This window comes from Candidatus Microthrix subdominans (assembly GCA_016719385.1).
GTDB classification, from domain to species: domain Bacteria; phylum Actinomycetota; class Acidimicrobiia; order Acidimicrobiales; family Microtrichaceae; genus Microthrix; species Microthrix subdominans.
This window is the reverse complement of record JADJZA010000001.1, coordinates 297,328-314,886: the sequence shown is the minus strand read 5'-3', so window position 1 is coordinate 314,886 and position 17,559 is coordinate 297,328. Positions and strand designations below refer to the sequence as shown.

The window sequence follows — 17,559 nt, the reverse complement described above, 5'->3', positions numbered from 1 at the left end:
GATGGAGGGAAGCGTGGGCCAGCCAGCGTTGATCGTCGGAGAGTCGCTTCGTGACCTCATCGATCCGTTGGCCGACCGGCTCAGCCAGCCGCTCGACGATCCGCTGGCCTCCGAGGTGGTGGCGGTGGCCAACCTCGGCGTGCGGCAGTGGACCACCCGGCAGCTCTCCCGGCGGTTGGGTGCGAGCCACGACTGTGCCGTCCGGGCTGACGGCATCGTGGCCAACATCGAGTTTCCGTTTCCGGACGGCCTGCTCACCCGCCTGCTTGGCGCGCCCGACAGCGACCCGTGGGCCCTCTCCAACCTGGTGTGGGTGGTGCTCGATGAGCTCCAGCGGGGTGCCGGCGACGCCGCCTTGGGTCCGGCGGGACGGGTGGCGGCCGGCACCAAGCGCGCCGGCCAGATGCCCCAGCCATCGAACGGCACCTGGTACGGCCGTGCGCGACACCTGGCCGACCTGTTCGACCGGTACTCCCGCCATCGCCCCGAACTTGTCCGTCAGTGGGCAGCGGGCAACGATGTCGATGGCAGGGGGCACCCGATGACGCGAAGCCCCCGCTCGGGCGCCTCTCCCCTGTGGCAGTGCGAGCTGTGGCGCCGGGTTCGGGCCCGCATTGACGAGCCGAGCCCGGCCGAGCGGCTGTCCGAACATCTCGATGGCATCGACGACAATCTCGCCCGCATCAAGTTGCCACCGCGCCTGACCCTCTTCGGCCTGTCGGCGCTTCCGCCGGTGTGGTTCTCCCTGCTGCCCGCACTGGGCGAACACTGCGATGTGGCGGTGCTGTGGCTCACGCCCTCGCTGCCCCAGTGGCGCGCCATGCACGAGCGGGGCGCCGCGAAACAACTTGGGCCTTGGCTACCCGAGCGGCCACGTGCCCGAACGAGCGACGGCGGCAACCCGCTGCTCACCAGGTGGTCGCGACCGGCACAGGAAGCGGCGCTGCTCTGGGGAGCCGGCCACGCCAGCGCTGCGACCGCCGCAGTAACGAACGAGCACCCATCGGTTGGTGAGACGACCGTGCTCGGCCAACTTCAACAGGCCATCCGCTCCAACCGTCCCGTCGGAGAGATGACCGACACGCTCCCTCCATCGGGCGGGACCGATCGCAGCCTGGTCGTCCACCGGGCCCACGGCTCCACTCGGCAGGTGGAGATTTTGCGAAGCGCCGTCGCCCACGCGCTGATGGAGGATCCGACGCTCACGCTCGGCGACGTTCTGGTGCTGTGTCCGGACGTGGACGCCTACGGTCCGCTCGTCGCCTCCGCATTCGCTCCCGGTCCATCCGATCCGACGGTGGCGTCCCACAGCTCGGCGGAGGAGGCAGCCGGCCCCGGTGGCGACGGCCTCGCACCGTTTCCGGTGTGGTCGGCGGTTCGCTCACCCGGCACCGATCATCCGATCGCCCAAGCATTTCTCTCAATCCTCGGGTTGGTCGATGGTCGGGCCACCCTCGGCGAAGTGCTCGACTTTTTGGCGCTGCCCCCGGTCGCCGCCCGTTTTGGCCTGAGCGACGACGACGTCGACCAGCTCGGCGACTGGGCCAGACGCGCCGGCATCCGTTGGGGACTCGACGGCGAGCATCGGCGCGCTCACGGGTTGCCCGCCTCCTTCACCGCAACCACCTGGGCGGACGGCGTCGAACGGGTCCTGCTCGGCGTCACCACCGCCTCACGCACCTTGGTTCCCGGCCTGGGCAACGTCGTTCCGGTCGACATCGAGGGCAGCGACGTCCGGCTGATCGTCCGCCTGGCTGCGGCCGTCAGCCAGCTGCGGCAGTGCATCGACGAGGTTCGGGCGCTGGACGTCGGCCCGCCGGTGCGTTCCACCGAACGGCCCGGCACGCCGCTGCTCTCCCTCTCCACCTGGATCGGTTGGGTCCTCGAATCGCTCGAGGCGCTCACCGATCAGCAGTCCGACAACGATTGGCAGCGGCGTCACCTCTTCGATGTTCTGAGCGACCTGCAACCGGAGACAAGCCCGCTCATCCACGGAACGGCGCCCGATCCGGTGCTCAGCGTCGGGGAGTTTCGGGCTGCCGCCACCGAGAGCCTCTCGGCCGTGCGCCGCCGGGGCGGCCCGGCCGAGGGAGCGCTCACGCTGGGACCGATGCAGGCGCTGCGGTCGGTACCGGCCAGGGTCATCTGCCTGCTCGGCATCGATGCCGACATCCTCGGCAGTGGCACCGCCGATGCCGACGACCTGCTCGCCGCTTCACCGGCGCTCGGCGACCGGGACCCGCGAGCCGACGGTCGCCAGCTGCTGCTCGAGGAGGTGCTGGCCGCCGGCGACCGGCTGATCGTCACCACCACGGGACGCGACCCGGCCACCAACGCCGAAGTTCCGTTGCCGGTGGTGCTCTCCGAGCTGCTGGAGGAGTTGGAGCCGACCGGGCCCGGCGATGACAGCCTCCCCGGCGGCGGCGCGCTCATCACCCACCCCCGTCATGACTTCGATTCGGTCAACTTTCAACCGGGCGCGCTGGCCGCCGACGGTCCCTGGAGTTTCAGCCCGATCGGCCTGGCCGAGGCCAGGTCACGCGGCGGCACCGACGGAGAGCGCAGGTCGATGCCATTTCTCGACGGGTCACTCCCGCCGCCTACGGGCGACGATCACGATGGCGGCATCATCGAGCTCACCGACCTCCACCGCTTTCTCGATGGCCCCCCGGCGGCATTCCTGGCTCAGCGCCTGGGCGTGGGCCTGCCCAGGCAGGAGGAACTCGGCGACGAACTCCACCCGGTCGAGGTGGACCCCCTGCACAAGTACCAGCTCCACACCGAACTGCTTGAGGCCACGTGGAGCGTCGGCGACCTCGACGTTGCGCACGCCCAATGGGCGTCGGTCGCCCGCGCCTCGGGCGAGCTGCCGCCGGGTGAGCTGGGCGAGTCGGCCATAGCCGACGTCTTCACCTTCACCAAGGTCATCCTCGAGGAGTGCGAACGGGTCGGGGTGACCCGCCCCGGCACCGCATCGATCCCGATCGAGCTGGAGCTGTCCGGGGGGCGATCGCTACGAGGCGTGGTCACCGAGGTGGACCCAACCCGGCCCGGACCGGTCAGGATCGGGGCCCGACGGCTGAAGCCGAAGCACGAGCTGGGGCTGTGGCTCGACGTTTTGGTACTGGCGGCGCAGGACCCGTCGGTGGCCTGGCAGGGCGTCGCCATAGGCCGGGCGAACGACCGCACCCAGAAGGGTGTCAAGGTCCCCGCGGCGGCCACGCTGCAGCCGACGATCATCGGCGACGATGCCGCGCAGCGATCGGCCATCGCCGGTGCGGCCCTCGGCACCCTCGTCGACCTGTACCTCCGCAACCTGTCCGAACCGCTCCCCCTGTGGCCCGAGACCGCCGCCAAGCTGTGCGGCCGCAAGAAGCTGCCCACCGGTAACTGGGACATCACCCTTCCCGGCGGCGCCCGAATCGGCGACGGGTACGAGGCCGCCACGCGCGAGATATGGGGCGATCTGTCCGAACACGACTACGAATCGCTACCCGCACGAAGCGACGATCCGGGCAACCCGGCCGAGCCGAGCCGTGCCAAGCGCCTGGCGCACGTGATCTGGTCGGCATTCGACGCATCGGTCTCTGGATCGCTCAACTCCCAGACCCCTCAGGCGGCAACGTGAGCGACCGGCTGTTTACATCAGAATCGCTCCCGGCAGCGGGCGTCGGGGTGTTCTCACTCGACGACGCGCTGCCGCGCTCCAGCACCCTGATCGAGGCGTCGGCAGGCACCGGCAAGACCTTCACGCTCACCCACCTGGCCGCCTCCTTCATCGAGCGCGACGCGCTGCCCATCAGTCAGCTGCTGCTGGTGACCTACACCAGGGCGGCGGCGGGCGAGCTGCGAGACCGGCTGCGGCGGGTGCTCCGCGAACGGGCGGAAACGTCCACCGACACCGATGCCGGCATGCGGCTGCGGATTGCCGCCGAAGAGTTCGACACCGCCACGATCACCACCATCCACGGGTTTTGCCAGCAGGTGCTGACCACGCTCGGGGTGAACGTGCCACTCGACCCGGCGCTGAAGCTGCTCGCCGACGAGGAAACACTCATCACCCAGATCGCCGCCGACCTGCTGGCCGGCCAGGCACTCGCCGAGAGCACCGCCGAAGGGACGCTCCCCAAGCTCGCAAAGCTCACCGAGGCGATCCGGATGGGCTCGACCCACCCGGGCATCGTGGTCGCCGGCCACCCCGATGAGCCCGACCACAACCGTCTGGCTCAGCTGACCACCGACGGGCTCGACGAGCTCGACCGCCGCCTGGTCGCACGCTCGCTGATGACCTACCAGCAGCTGCTCAACCGGGTTGCCGCAGCGGTGAACGGCCCGAAGAACTCGGGCGTCGTCGACATCCTCAGGCGCCGCTTCCGGGTGGCCCTGATCGACGAGTTTCAGGACACCGACCCCGTTCAGTGGGAGGTGTTTCGCCTGCTGTTCGCCGGCGGCGAGCGAGCCGACAGCCCAACGCTGGTGCTGGTCGGCGACCCTAAACAGGCCATCTACTCGTTCCGCGGCGCCGACATCGCCACCTACCTCGACGCCAAACAGGTGGTCGAACGCCAGCGCCGACTGGACCGCAACTGGCGAAGCACCCCTCAGCTGATCGCAGCGCTCAACTCGCTGTTCGCCGGCAGCCGCTTCGGGTCGTCACCCGATGGCGCCCACACGATCGGCTACGACCCCGTCATCGCTGCCCGCCTTAGCGACGGAGCGAACGACGGCCACCCGGCTCTGACGTTCCGCTCCTTCGACATGCCCGCCTATCAAGAGGTTCACCCACCGGAGTACCAAAAGAACGGCAAGGCGATCCCGACACCCATCGGGCTCATCCGCCATCTCGTCGGGCTCGATCTCGTCGCCCAGGTTCGTTCCACGCTCGCCGCCGGCGTCCGCGCCGAGGAGATCACGGTGCTGGTGACCTCCAACAAGGACGCAGCGCGCATCCAACGCCTTTTGGCCGAGGCCGGACTGCCGGCGGTGCTCGGGCGGGCAGGCAGCGTGATGGACTCCCCCGCCGCCGACCAGATCCGTCGCCTCCTCTGGGCGATGGAACGTCCGGCATCGTCAACACGGGTGCGGGCAGCGGGGCTGGGCTGGTTCCATGGCCTGAGCGCTCGAGACGTCGACGCCCTGAACGACGAGCAGCTGGCCCAACTTCAAGTTGGGCTCCGGGACGACTCGTTGATCCTGCGCCGGCGAGGCGTGGCCGAACTCGCTCACCACCTGCGAACCCGCGTCTCCGGAGCGAACGCCTCCGCTGGGGGCGATCATTCGATCGCCTCGCATGGCGCCGGGTCCACCCTCGGCACTCGGCTTTTGGCGATGCCAGGGGGTGAGCGGCACCTCACCGACCTCAACCACCTGTGGGAGCTGCTCAGCGACCGCACCGGAGCACGTGGCACTTCGGCGTCCAGCGCGCTCGAGGCGCTCACGGCCTCAGCCAATCCCGAGGAGCAGGCGACCGAGGTGCTGCAACGGCGCACCGAGGCCGACGGCGGTGCCGTCATGGTGATGACCGTGCATGTCTCCAAGGGCCTCGAAAACCGGGTGGTGATGGTTCCCTACCTGTGGACCGCTCCCATGAACGTCACGGCCCCGGTCGTCACCCACGATCCGGTCTCCGGCGAGGCGATGCTGCGCGTCGCCCTCGAGACGAAGGGTGAGGCCCGCGACGCTGCCAAGGCGGCGGTCGCCGAGGAGGGTGACCGGCTCGCCTACGTGGCGCTCACCCGGGCGAAGGAACAACTCGTCGTCTGGGCCGCACCGGGGGCGCGGGAGTCACACAAGTCGCGTCTGATGTGCCGACTCGCTCAGTTGGCGGGGCTCGACACGCTCACGACGATGTCCGACCTGCGCGGTGCGGTCGGGCTGGTGCAGGCCAACGCTTCCGACGGCGCCGTTGCGCTGGAAACGTTCATCTCGGGACCCTCGTCCAGCGACGTATCCTCGGCGACTAGTCCGGTGCCATTCGACGATCTGACGATCGACGTGTGGGGCCGCGACATGGGGCCCCCGTCGCGACGTTGGTCGTTCTCCGCGCTGACCGCCGACCACGACGGCTCAACCATTCGCACCGCCCAACGGCCCGAGGATGCGACCGGCCGGGGCGACACCGCCGCCGACGATGAGGGCGGCGAGCCACCCCTCGACGCCGACGCCGCCACAGCGACGCTGCCGACCCCCGGGGCCGCAGCAGCCGATCTGCCGAACGCGTCCCCCGACCCCTGGGTCGACCTTGGAGCCGGCACGGCCTTCGGCAGCCTGGTTCACGAGGTGCTGGAGGAGGCCGACCTGCAGGCGCCGGACCTTGAGGGTGAGCTCGCCCGGGTGATCGCCGCCGGATCGCCTCCGGACGAACTCGACCAACCGCGCCTCGCCGTTGCGGTCGCTGCGTCGACGCTCACGCCGATGGGTGGCTCGCTCGGCTCGCTCACCCTGGCGGGCCTGCCCCGGGCCGATCAGCTTCGGGAGCTCGACTTCGACCTGCCGCTCGAAGGCGCCTCCCGCCCGACCGGCGCCGACCTCACCCGGATCGTCGATCACTGGCTGCCGTCCGACGATCCGCTGGCCGGGAGAACCTTTGCCCTGGGCACCGCAGCGACGCTGCCCCTGGCGGGCATGCTCACCGGCTCGATCGACCTGACCATCCGCGCCCGGGGGTCGGCAGGCGAACCGGATCGCTACGTCGTCGCCGACTACAAAACCAACCTGTTGGCGCCGTGGGGCACCGTCGACCCGGAGGCCGCCCATCCCGACCGGCTCGTCGACGCCATGGTCGCCCACGACTACCCGCTGCAGGCGCTGCTCTACGAGGTGGCCCTGCACCGCTACCTGCGCTGGCGGCTGCCCGGCTACGACCCGGACGTGCATCTCGGCGGGGCGGCCTACCTGTTTCTTCGCGGCATGGCCGGCCCCGACACGGCGACCACCGCCGACGGGCGCACCTACGGCGTGTTCACCTGGCAGCCGCCGACCGGCCTGATCCTGGCGCTGTCCAACCTGCTGGCCGGAGCAACGCTTGAGGAGGTGACCCAATGAGGCCGACCGACACCCGACCAGGCTCCTGGGTGACCCACCATGGTTCCCCGGTCGACGAGTACCTCGAGGCGGTCACCTCGGCGCTCGTTGAGTACGCCGCTGCCGGGGTGTTCGGCCTGGAGGAACATCAGGTGACGGCTGCGCTGTTGCGCATCGGCGGCGTTTCACTTGACGATCCCACGGTTGGTGACGTCATCCTGGCCATCGCGCTTGCGGTGCGTTCGCCGAGCCGCGGTCACATCTGCGTCGACCTGCGCACCGCCCCGGAGCGGCTGGTGGTCGACGGAGCGGACGGCGATGCGCTGGACGCTCTGGCCTGGCCCGAGGACAACGGCTGGATCGAACTGGTCGCCGCGTCGCCGCTGGTCGGGCGCACCCCGCTTCCGGCCTGGGCCGACCTCGACGGAGAGCAGCGCCGGGTTCCCCCGCTGATCCTCGACGAGAGTCGTCTCTACCTGGAGCGCTACTGGCGATATGAGTCCCAGGTGATCGCCGCCGTCGACCAGCGAGCCACCGCCAACCACGCCGAGGGCGGCGGCGGGGTCACGCCGAGCGCAATCGACTCTTCCCTGCTCGACGACCTGCTGCCGCTCGACGCAGCCGGCGCGCCCAGCCGGCAACGGCTGGCGGTGACCGAGGCGCTGAGCCGACCGGCCTCCCTGATCGCCGGAGGCCCCGGGACCGGCAAGACCTACACGATCGCCCGCCTTCTGGCGCTGCTGGTCGCCGGAGCCGCGGACCGGGAAGCGGACGGCGGGCGACCGCCACAGATCGCCCTCGCCGCACCAACCGGCAAGGCCGCTGCCCGGATGACCGAGGCGCTGCGTCAGGCGGTCGACAACGCCGGCCTGGACGAGGCCGTGGCCGACCATCTCAACGACCTCACCGCGACGACCATCCACCGGTTGCTCGGATATGACTTCGACAACCCAACCCGGTTCCGCCACGACGCCGACCGCCCGCTGCCCCACGACGTGGTCGTGATCGACGAGTCGTCGATGGTGTCGCTGCCCCTCATGGCCAAGCTGCTCGACGCCCTGTCGCCCCGAACCCGCCTGGTGCTGGTCGGCGACCCCGATCAGCTCTCCAGCGTGGAGGCCGGCACGGTGCTCGGCGACCTGACAAACCAGGCAAGCCCGCTGGCCGACGCCGTCGTGCGCCTCGACCGCAGCCATCGTTTCGGCGAACACTCCCCCATCGGCGAGTTGGCCGACGCGCTTCGGAGGGGCGACGCCGACGGCGTTCGGACCACGCTCGAGGCCCAGGATGGAGCCGTCACCTGGGTGCCGGTCACCGCCTCCGCGTGGGGCGACATGCCCCCGGAGCTTGAGCGCCTGGCACTCGACGCGGCCGAGGGCGTCTACGACGCCGCTCTGGAGGGCGATGCCCAGGCAGCTGTCGACGCCCTCGGTGCCATCCGCCTGCTGTGCGCCCACCGTCGGGGCGGGTCGGGGGTGGAGGCCTGGAACGAGCGCATCGCCGAGCTGCTGGGCCAGACCCGCCCGGGCTCGTTCGGGACGCGCGGATTTGCCGTCGGCACGCCCTGGCTGGTGACCGCCAACGACCAGGCCAACCGCCTGGCCAACGGCGATGCCGTGGTCATCATCGACTCCGATGGTCATCCCACCGGGGTTCTGGCAGGTCCCGAGCTGCGCACGGTGCCGCTGTCCCACCTCGACGCGGTCGAACCGTTTCACGCCATCACCATCCACAAGAGCCAGGGCTCGGAGTTCGATCACGCCGTCGTCATCCTGCCCCCTCCCGACTCGCCGATTCTCACCCGGGAACTGCTCTACACGGCTGTCACCCGGGCCAAGACGAGGCTGACCATCATCGGCGAGGCCGACGCCATCGAACAGGCGGTGCGACGCAAGACCGACCGGGCATCGGGCCTGATCGAGCGCTGGGAAGCCGGCCACTCAGCCACGTGAGTTGGCGCTACAATTTGGATATGAATGTAGCTACACAACGGGTTGAGGTCGGCGTACGGGACCTGAAGAACAACCTCAGCCGGCACCTGGCCAGCGTGAAGGATGGCGCCGAAATCACGGTCACCGAGCATGGTCGGCCCGTGGCACGTCTCATCGCTATCGACGCGTCAACCGACCGCTTGGCTCAGCTGATCGAGGCCGGTGTGGTCCGGCCTGCAAGGTCAAAGATCCGCAAGTTGCCGCAGCCCGTTCATGCCTCCGGGTCTGTCAGCGACCTGGTTGCTGAACAGCGGCGCTGAGCAACTGAATCGGGCGGCACCCATGACGACCTACGTTGACACCTCAATGCTCGTGAAGTTGATCGTCGCCGAAGCAGGCACCCACGCTGCCTACGCTGTTTGGGGGGACGCGCTGTCACTGGTGGCGGTCAGCCTGATCGAGGTCGAGGCCGCGGCGGCGCTTGCGGCGGCACACCGTCAAGGTCGACTGACGTTGGAGGCATTCCACGTGGCCGAGCATTCACTTGATGACTTGGTCGAGCAGCTCGACATCATCGAGGTCGACGTGGAGGTCATCGAGCGAGCCCGAAAGCTGGCGCCCCACTACGCATTGCGGGGCTACGACGCCGTGCACTTGGCCGCCGCAACGTTGGTCGGCGCAGACGTGTTTACCAGCGCCGACTTCGCACTGTGCGAGGCGGCCCACCAAGAAGGGATGCTCGTCGCCAACCCCCTCGACCGGTGACGGCAGATGGGGTTGGCGACGAAGCGCCTCCGGCTTGCTAAAGCTCAGCCAGCTCGTCGAACACCTTCGAGTGATGAAGGTACGCACCCTTGGCCTCATCGACGAAGGCCTGCCGCTCCTCGGCCGACCACTCCAACGCATCCAGGTTGTCCCGGTAGCGCTGCTTCCAAGCGCCCGGGCCGACGATGTCTGGGAAGTCGAAGACCGACGCTCCCCCGTCCGGGGTGAGGCCATAGATCTCCCGGATGCGCTTGCCGACGAAGAAGCCACCCGACAGGTCGCCCAGGTATCGGATGTAGTGATGGGCCAGCAACCGTGGCGCCGAGTAGTTCGGGTCGTTCGCCGCCGCCTCAATGTCGCCCAGGTACGTCCGGGTGGCGGGCAGGACGGTGGACGGTGCCTGCGCACCTGACGCGTCCAGCTCAAGTTCGAGCCAGTCCAAGTCGGTCTCGAGCGCCTGCAGACGCTCGAGACCAGGGTCGTGAAACGTCCCCATCACGTCGCCGTGGCGGTCATCGTTGACGATCCCTTCGAGCAACTCGTAGACGGCCCGCAGCTGTTGGAGATAGCCGACGTAGCCGGCGAGCGGCACATCGCCCCCCATGAGCGCAACGATGAAGGCGGAGTTCTCCGCCTCGGTGTGCTCGGTGGCCGTCGCCTCCCGCACATGGGCGGAGAGGCTCTCGGGGATGGTTGCGGTTGATTCGGTCATGAGTTCCTCACTCGTCGTGACAGGATTCGGCCGGCGATTCCGGCCAGGATCAGGGCCGCTGCGGCGAGCACCAGCAACCGGGCTGAGGCGCCGGTCGACGCCAGCGTCGTCGGGCTGGAGCCGCCCGTCACCGCGCCGAGTTGCGTCACGCCGGCCACCTTCGGGGCAACGGCGGTCGCAGGGTTTGGCGTGGCAACAGCCGCGGCGTTCGGCGTGACCGTCAGGGTGGTCACCGGCGTGCCGCCGGCACCCGCACCGGGGATGCTCGTCGTCGACACGGGCTGTTCCGATTCGGCCGGATCCTGCCCGGCCCAGCTGACCGGAACCCGGGCGTCGGCCGAACGATCCGCGCTCGCCGTGTGGTCGGCCTTGGTGACGACCGCGCAGCGAACCTCCAGGCAGTCGACGAACTCGTCGGCCGCGACCACGTTCAGGTCCACCTCAAAGGATCCGTCGGGACCGAAGGGCTCGGCCAGATCGACGCCGTAGGCGGGCGGGTTGGAGGAGATCCATACCGAGCCGCCACCGTCGGCGTCCGTCTCGGGTCCACCACCACCAAGGCACGGCGCCGGGGTCACGCCGGGCCCGTTGTCGACGCACAACGCAACGTAGATGCCCAACTTGGGGTCGTAGCCGGAACCGGTCACCTTCACCGTGTCACCATCGGGTCCAGCCCGGTGGCCGGATCGACGGTGAGCGACTGGCCGGACGCACCCTTGGTGGTGCGGGGTTCACGCACGAGCGGCGCACTCGTCACCGGAGGGTTCCCGGGCTTGGGGGTGGCGCTGGTGGGCGCCGTTGAGCCGCCGCCGCCCGGCTTGGTGGTGGGTGTTGTCGTCTGGACCGGCTGCTCGGTCTCGGTTGGATCCTGCCCGGCCCAGCTGACCGGCACCCGAGCGTCGGCGGAGCGGTTGGCGCTCGCCGTGTGGTCGGCCTTGGTCACCACTGCGCAGCGAACCTCCAAGCAGTCGACGTAGTCGTCGGCCGCCGCCAACTCGAGATCAACCTCAAAGGTGCCGTTCGGTCCGAACGGCTCAGCAAGGCCAGCTGCGTACGAGGGCGGATTGGACGAGATCCACACCGATGAGGCTGCGTCGGGTCCACCGCCGCCGACGCACGGTTCCGGGGTGACGCCGGGACCGTTGTCCACGCACAACGCCACGTAGATGCCCACCTCGGCGTCATAGCCGGAGCCGGTCACCTTCGTCGTGTCGCCCTCGGGGTTGAGCCCGGTGGCGGGGTCGACCGACAGCGACTGACCAGATGCGCCCGTGGCGCTGCGCGCTTCGCGCACCAGCGGGTCGATCGTAAGCGGCGGGGCCGCGCTCGTCGTGCTCGACGGCGAGGTTGTCGTCGACGTGGTGGTGGAGGTGGTCGTCGACGGCGGGGTGGTTGTCGACGTGGTTGTCGACGGCGAGGTTGTCGTCGACGTGGTGGTGGTCGTCGTCGTCCCGGGATCGGAGAACGTGATTGGGGTGAACGTCTCCTGGTCGGCGTTGACCGCACCAGAACCGGCGTAGGTCACGATGCCGTACTCACCGGTACTCCCCGAAACCGGAGCCACCTCAAGATCGACGGTGAACGACCCGTCCGCTGCAATCGTCACGAAATCCGGACTGGTTCCAGCCGGATCCAAGATCGCCCGCTGAGCCGCCGGCAACGCCCATACCTGCTTGATCACCCGACGAGCCGAACCCGGCGCACCAGCCGAGGGCGCCCACGGCTGATCGAACGTCCCAAACACCACATACACACCAGAGTTCTGCCCAGCCAACGGCGGACGCGTGCCCTGATGCGCAGCCGGATCAAACCCGGTACCCGTCACCGTCACCGTCTCACCCGTGTCGGCAACATCAGTCTTCGACACCGCCACCGACGCCTGGGGCGCCGCCCCGGCGCTGGCGCCGGACAGCCCGAAGGCCATGAGGCCGAACAACAACGTCGCCACGGCGACGAGTCCAGCCAGAACGGAGCTGGACGGCCGGCCGGGGCGTGGCGTGATCCGCCTCGGCGCTGGTGCGGTCACAAGTGTCATGTCGTCTCTCTTCACAGGTGAGGAACCACCACGGGGCGGCTGTCGGGACTTGAAGGTTGGGTACCCTAACAACATCCGTTAGGGGCACTCAACTCCCGAAGAAAAATGGCACCGGAGTGCCGCTCACCGGGTGAGCACCGATGACGATGCGACAGCCATAGGCGTCCTCCAGGCGCTCGGGGACGAGCACGTCGGCCACCGGTTCGGCCCCGGTGGTGGCGCCCCCCGGGGCCAACAACACCACGCGATCGCTGTATTCGGCGGCGAGCGCCAGGTCGTGCAACACCGCCGCAACCGCTGCCCCGGCTCGGGCGCGGTCCCGAAGCCGACGCATCAGCAGGTGCTGGTGGCGCAGGTCCAGCGACGCAGTCGGCTCGTCGGCGAGCACAACCGGTGCCCCCTGGAGCATCGTCCGAGCGAAGGCGACCCGAGCCCGTTCCCCCCCCGACAGCTGGGTCACCGGGCGCTCGGCCAGGCCATCCAGGTCTGCCGAGGTCAGCGCGTCCGCCAATTCGGTGTCGTCTCTTTGGCCGCCGACCGATGTCGGCGCCGCCCAGCGCCCCATCTCGACCACCTCGGTCACTGTGAAGTCGAAGGGAAACCGGTGGTGTTGGGTCATCACCGCTCGACGCCGGGCCAGCTCCACCGGCGCGAGGCTCTGCGGGTCGCTCCCAAGCACCGACACGGTGCCGCTGTCGGCCAGCACGTCCCCCGCCAGCACGGACAGCGCAGTCGACTTGCCGACGCCGTTCGGCCCGATGATCGCCACCAACTCGCCGCCGTGAAGCTTGAGGTTGAAGTCGGTCAGCACCTGCCGACCACCCCGGGCGAGGACAATACCGCTGGCCTCCAGCGCCACGGCACCCTGACCGAGGCGCACCGGGTCTGGCTCGCGTGCGGCGCTGCCGACCAGGCGTCGAACGTAGTTGGTCACGTCGCCTCCCCCAGCCGGGACTTGCGGATCTGACGAAAGAACACCGGTGCGCCCACCAGGGCGGTCAGCACGCCCAGCGGCAACTCGGCGGGAGCGACGATCGTGCGGGCGACGACATCGGCCAGCGCCACCAGCACCGCACCGACGAGCGCCGAACCGAGGATCAGCGCCCGATGCGACGGCCCGATCAGCATGCGGACCGCATGGGGGATGACCAGCCCGACGAACAAGATCTGCCCGGCGACAGCGGTGGCCCCGGCGGCGGCGAGGGCAGCGGCGAAGAGGCTGATGATGCGAATCCGTTCGACCGGAATGCCCAGGTGCTGGGCCTGCACCTCACCCAGCGACACCACATCGAGCGCCCGCCCGATACTCCAGGCAAGTGCGATGCCGCCGCCCCCCATGATCGTCACCAGCACGACGTCGGACCACGACGCCTGCGCCAGCGAACCGAGCGTCCAGAACACGATGCCCCGCAGTTGGGCGTCGCTGGCCAGGTAGGACAACAGCCCGATGATCGCCCCGGCGAACGCGTTGACGGCGATGCCGGTGAGCACCAGGGTGACGATGTCGGTCCGACCGGACCGACGCGAGGACGTATACACCAGCGCGATCGCCGCCATCCCGCCGAACAGTGCGGCGGCCGACAGGCCAAACGTGCCGAGCACCGCTGCGCCCGACACGATGTAGATCACAGCCCCAACGGCGCTGCCGGCGGTGACGCCGATGATGCCCGGCTCGGCGAGCGGGTTGGCGAAGCTGCCCTGCAGTACCGCTCCGGAGGCGGCCATCGACGCGCCGACCAGCATGCCGAGCACCACCCGCGGGAAGCGGATGTCGACGAGCACCGACCTGATGGTGGGGTCGAGGTCGGCACCGCCTCGGAGGGCGGCCCACACCTCGGCGATCGAGATGTTCATCGCACCCGAGGTCGCCGAAACCAGACCCACCGCGACGAGGGCCACCACGCCGCCGACGAACAGGCTTCGCCGCCGCCTCGCCCGAACCTGCTGGGTGGTCTCGGTCACGAGCGGTCTGGCTGCCCAGACTCGGCGAACGCGGCCTTCAGGGACTCGACGACCTCGGGGGTGCGGACTCCGAAGCTGAACAACAGGCCATCCTCCATCGTGACGACGCGACCGCTCTGTCCAGCCGGCGTTTGGGCAACACCCGGGATCTGCATCAACCCGGCGACCCCGTCGACCGACTCCAGCCCCGTCGTCGTCACCAGGATGACGTCCGGTTGGGCCTTCACAAGCGCCTCGCTGGTGAGCGGGGTGAACGGATCGCTCAGCCCAATCTTGGCGCTGGCATCGGTGGCGCCGGATGCCTCGATCAGCGAGTCGACCCCGCTGCCCGGCCCGGCCATCAGGTACACGCCTGCGCTGCCCCGCACATAGAGAAACGCCACCAGCGGCGCTTCGGCCCCCGCCGGCGCCGCAGCCTCCTCGTCGAGTTCCTCGTCGAGGCCGGCGGCCAACTCCTCGGCGGCCGGTGCCACCCCGGTCAACTCACCGACGGTTCGGATGCGGTCTCCAACCCCGTCCACCGCGACCACCGGGTCGATCGTCACAACGGGCACGCCGGCCGCCTCGATGCTGGCCTTGGCCTCCGGGGGACCGATCAGCTCGCTGGCGATCACCAGGTCGGGCCGAACCGACAGCACCGATTCGGCCGAGATGTCGTGGGCCTTCGTCAGCAGCGGGATCTTCTCGGCCTCGGCGAACGTGGTTGAGATGTCGCGACCGACAAGCCGGTCACCCATGCCAAGCGCAAAAAGGATCTCGGTGACGCCGCCATCCAGGCTGACGATGCGGTCGAGGGAATCCACCGTGACCGTTTCGCCGTTGTCGGACACAACCTGAAGCGGCAGCTCCGGCTCGATGGCTGCGGCCACGTCGTCGCCGAGTCCGGGCGTCGACTCCTTGTTTTGCCCGAGGGTCACGCCCCCGTCGCCGCACGCCGCCATCAAGAGGGCGGCACCCAGCACGATACCGACGAGCGTCGGCCTTCTCAGACCGGACCGGCTGGCTCGGCGGCTCATGGTGCCGACGCCCCGTCGGTGGGAGCGTTCATCCCCGGCCACCGCCCCGTCTTCGACCGGTAGATGCCGGCGCCAGCACCTCCGAGCAGCGCGACACCCCCGGCGGCGGCGAGTCCCCAACCCCAGCCGCCCGAACCCCCGTCATTGGATGTCACGGTGATCTTCGGTTCCTCGGCGCGTTCGGGTGCCGTCGTTGTCGTCGGCTTCGCACTGGTCGTCGTCGCCTTCGGCTTGGTCGTAGTGGTGGTCGTCTTCGGAACCGTCGTCGTCGACTTCTTCTTGGGCTTTGCGGTCGTCGTCGCCTTCGGCCTGGTGGTCGCCGGCTTATCCTCGACCGGTGGCGCCGGGGTGACCGGAGCCTCAGCGATCGTCGCCTGCACCGGCTCCTCGACTGGAGGGGCCGGCACGACGGGGGCTTCGGTTGGCTGAGGGGCCTCGGCCGGAGCACCGGCGGCAAAAGTCACCGGGATATAGAGGTCCTGGGACCGGTCGGTCGAACGGGTGTGATCGTTGCGAGTGGCGATGGCGCACTGCACCTGCCGGCAATCCAGACCACCACCCAGCTCGGGCGACACGGTGAGCTGGGCGCTCAAGGACCCACCCTGGGCGTAGGGCACCGCAATGTTGGTGGCGTAGGAGGGAGGATTGGACGAAAACCAAGCCGACGCCCCCGAGCTGCCGGAGCGGTCCTCACCTCCGGCGCACGGCGATGGCACTGCACCGGCCGGCGGCACGAGACACAGGCCGACGTAGACGCCCTTATCAACGTCGAACCCGACGCCGTTGACGGCGATTGACTGGCCCGGCTGGAGCTCGGCGGACTGAGACACCGTGACGGTCCGCACACCGTCGGACACCTGCGCGCCACCTTGGTAGCGAGCAAGCACGGCACCCGGTGGGTCGGCGACCGACGCACCGGCGCCGCCCACCCAGGCGAGCGTGATGGCGACGGCTGCCAGCAGCGAGGCCACGCCGCAGAGCCTGGCCCGAGCCGCCGGCACGGCGCCGCTCGGCCGGTCGGGCGGGCCGGGTTGCGCAGTCTGGTTTACGTGTGCTGTCCGCATCAGCAAAACTCTATGTTAGGCAGTCCTATCTATCCAACCGCCTCTGGCGAACCGGCGACCGCAGACCGGTAGGCAGTCCAGATCTCCGGACGAAGCCGCCCCCGGTCGGCGACTGTCAGCCCGGCGGCGATCGCCCACGAGCGGACCTCTGCGGTGGTTGGCTCCCGGGCCGGAACCGGCCCGGCTCCGGTCAGCCCATCGAGTCGTTGGGCGCCGGCCTCCTCGTTCAGACGGTGGTCGAGGGCCGCGCCAAAGAACCGGTACGTCCACTCCTGGGCCAGCTGGCGGGTCTCTGCAAACACGATCGGCACCGACGGATACCGCACCGCCGCTTCGGCCAACTGTTCGGCGATCAGTGCCGGGCGAACCCTGTCCAGCTTGAACACCGACGAGTAGCGCTCGTCGACCACCAACGCCGCGTGGGGAACATCGGCCAGCGCTGCGAGCAGCGTCCAGAGTTTGCCGCCGGTGATCGTCGACACGAGATCCTCCAGGCTCTTGCGTTCCACGACCGCAGCAGGCCGTCCGTCCACGCCATCGACCGCATAGTCCCCGGCCGGCAGTGCCCTTTTGGTGGTCGTGGCCTGCTGGGCCGAGAACTTCCACGCATACCGCTCGCGGGTGTCCACCACGATGTTGAGTCGGTGGCCCGAGGCTCGGGCGGAGGGGACAGTGACGTTGGGCCGCGCCTGCTTGCGGGTCCGAGCCGATTGCCAGAACACCACCTCGCGCCCGCGCGCCTTGGTGAACACGAACTGTGAGCGGTTCTCCCGACCCCGGTCCAGCACCAGGTCGATGGCGACACCGCGTCGCACGCACGACGCCACGGGAACGCGTTCGACGATGTCGAGCGTTGCCGGGTCCGGCCACTCGTCCGCCGGGTGGCAGTACACCTTGGCGGTGCGGGGCCAGGTGTCCTTCACCTTCAGCACCACCGGGCGCGTGCCCACCGGCAACCGAACGAGATAGGGCAGCGTGGAGTTGGGGTCGGGGTTTCGGGCGATCACGAACTCCACACGGCCACGGTAGGGGTTCAAACCTCCACCTGCAT

The 17,559-nt window shown here is 69.4% G+C and carries 13 protein-coding genes; 5 read left to right on the top strand and 8 right to left on the bottom strand.

Annotated elements, in window-relative coordinates; all coding sequences use genetic code 11:
- The first annotated feature begins 13 nt into the window (after nt 1–13).
- The 5 genes from IPN02_01560 to IPN02_01540 are packed head-to-tail and all read left to right on the top strand — an operon-like array spanning nt 14 to nt 9,719.
- Nucleotides 14–3,628, top strand: a complete 3,615-nt coding sequence (locus IPN02_01560; protein ID MBK9295567.1) for an exodeoxyribonuclease V subunit gamma — start codon at nt 14–16, stop codon at nt 3,626–3,628.
- Nucleotides 3,625–7,044 (top strand): UvrD-helicase domain-containing protein, encoded by a 3,420-nt coding sequence (locus IPN02_01555; GenBank protein MBK9295566.1) that lies wholly within the window; start codon nt 3,625–3,627, stop codon nt 7,042–7,044. Before IPN02_01560 ends, IPN02_01555 begins: the two co-directional genes overlap by 4 nt.
- Nucleotides 7,041–8,975 carry an exodeoxyribonuclease V subunit alpha gene (gene recD, locus IPN02_01550; GenBank protein ID MBK9295565.1) on the top strand — a complete coding sequence of 645 codons (1,935 nt, stop codon included), beginning with the start codon at nt 7,041–7,043 and terminating at the stop codon, nt 8,973–8,975. Before IPN02_01555 ends, recD begins: the two co-directional genes overlap by 4 nt.
- Before the next feature lie 20 nt (nt 8,976–8,995).
- Entirely contained in the window at nt 8,996–9,274 is a 279-nt protein-coding gene (locus IPN02_01545) for a type II toxin-antitoxin system prevent-host-death family antitoxin (GenBank protein ID MBK9295564.1), read from the top strand.
- A 22-nt stretch (nt 9,275–9,296) separates the two neighbouring features.
- Nucleotides 9,297–9,719 (top strand): type II toxin-antitoxin system VapC family toxin, encoded by a 423-nt coding sequence (locus IPN02_01540; protein ID MBK9295563.1) that lies wholly within the window; start codon nt 9,297–9,299, stop codon nt 9,717–9,719.
- 37 nt (nt 9,720–9,756) lie between these two features.
- Here the strand turns inward: IPN02_01540 and IPN02_01535 are convergent, their stop codons facing one another.
- The 8 genes from IPN02_01535 to IPN02_01500 form a co-directional block, all read right to left on the bottom strand.
- Complete coding sequence (locus IPN02_01535) at nt 9,757–10,431, bottom strand: biliverdin-producing heme oxygenase (GenBank protein MBK9295562.1); 675 nt, start codon at nt 10,429–10,431, stop codon at nt 9,757–9,759.
- Nucleotides 10,428–11,084, bottom strand: coding sequence for a hypothetical protein (locus tag IPN02_01530; GenBank protein MBK9295561.1), 657 nt, complete (start codon nt 11,082–11,084; stop codon nt 10,428–10,430). Before IPN02_01530 ends, IPN02_01535 begins: the two co-directional genes overlap by 4 nt.
- The gene (locus tag IPN02_01525; protein MBK9295560.1) at nt 11,081–12,379 is read right to left on the bottom strand and encodes a hypothetical protein; all 1,299 of its coding nucleotides are present in this window, start codon (nt 12,377–12,379) and stop codon (nt 11,081–11,083) included. Before IPN02_01525 ends, IPN02_01530 begins: the two co-directional genes overlap by 4 nt.
- 175 nt (nt 12,380–12,554) lie before the next feature.
- Entirely contained in the window at nt 12,555–13,400 is an 846-nt protein-coding gene (locus tag IPN02_01520) for an ATP-binding cassette domain-containing protein (GenBank protein MBK9295559.1), read from the bottom strand.
- Nucleotides 13,397–14,428, bottom strand: a complete 1,032-nt coding sequence (locus IPN02_01515; GenBank protein ID MBK9295558.1) for an iron ABC transporter permease — start codon at nt 14,426–14,428, stop codon at nt 13,397–13,399. The genes IPN02_01520 and IPN02_01515 overlap by 4 nt, the downstream gene beginning before the upstream one ends.
- Nucleotides 14,425–15,444: an ABC transporter substrate-binding protein gene (locus IPN02_01510; protein ID MBK9295557.1), complete on the bottom strand. Its 1,020-nt coding sequence runs from the start codon at nt 15,442–15,444 to the stop codon at nt 14,425–14,427. Before IPN02_01510 ends, IPN02_01515 begins: the two co-directional genes overlap by 4 nt.
- Entirely contained in the window at nt 15,441–16,508 is a 1,068-nt protein-coding gene (locus tag IPN02_01505) for a hypothetical protein (GenBank protein MBK9295556.1), read from the bottom strand. Before IPN02_01505 ends, IPN02_01510 begins: the two co-directional genes overlap by 4 nt.
- A 29-nt stretch (nt 16,509–16,537) precedes the next feature.
- A complete protein-coding gene (locus IPN02_01500) occupies nt 16,538–17,524 on the bottom strand; it encodes an Lsr2 family protein (protein ID MBK9295555.1) in 987 nt (328 codons plus the stop codon).
- Between the last annotated feature and the right edge of the window lie 35 nt (nt 17,525–17,559).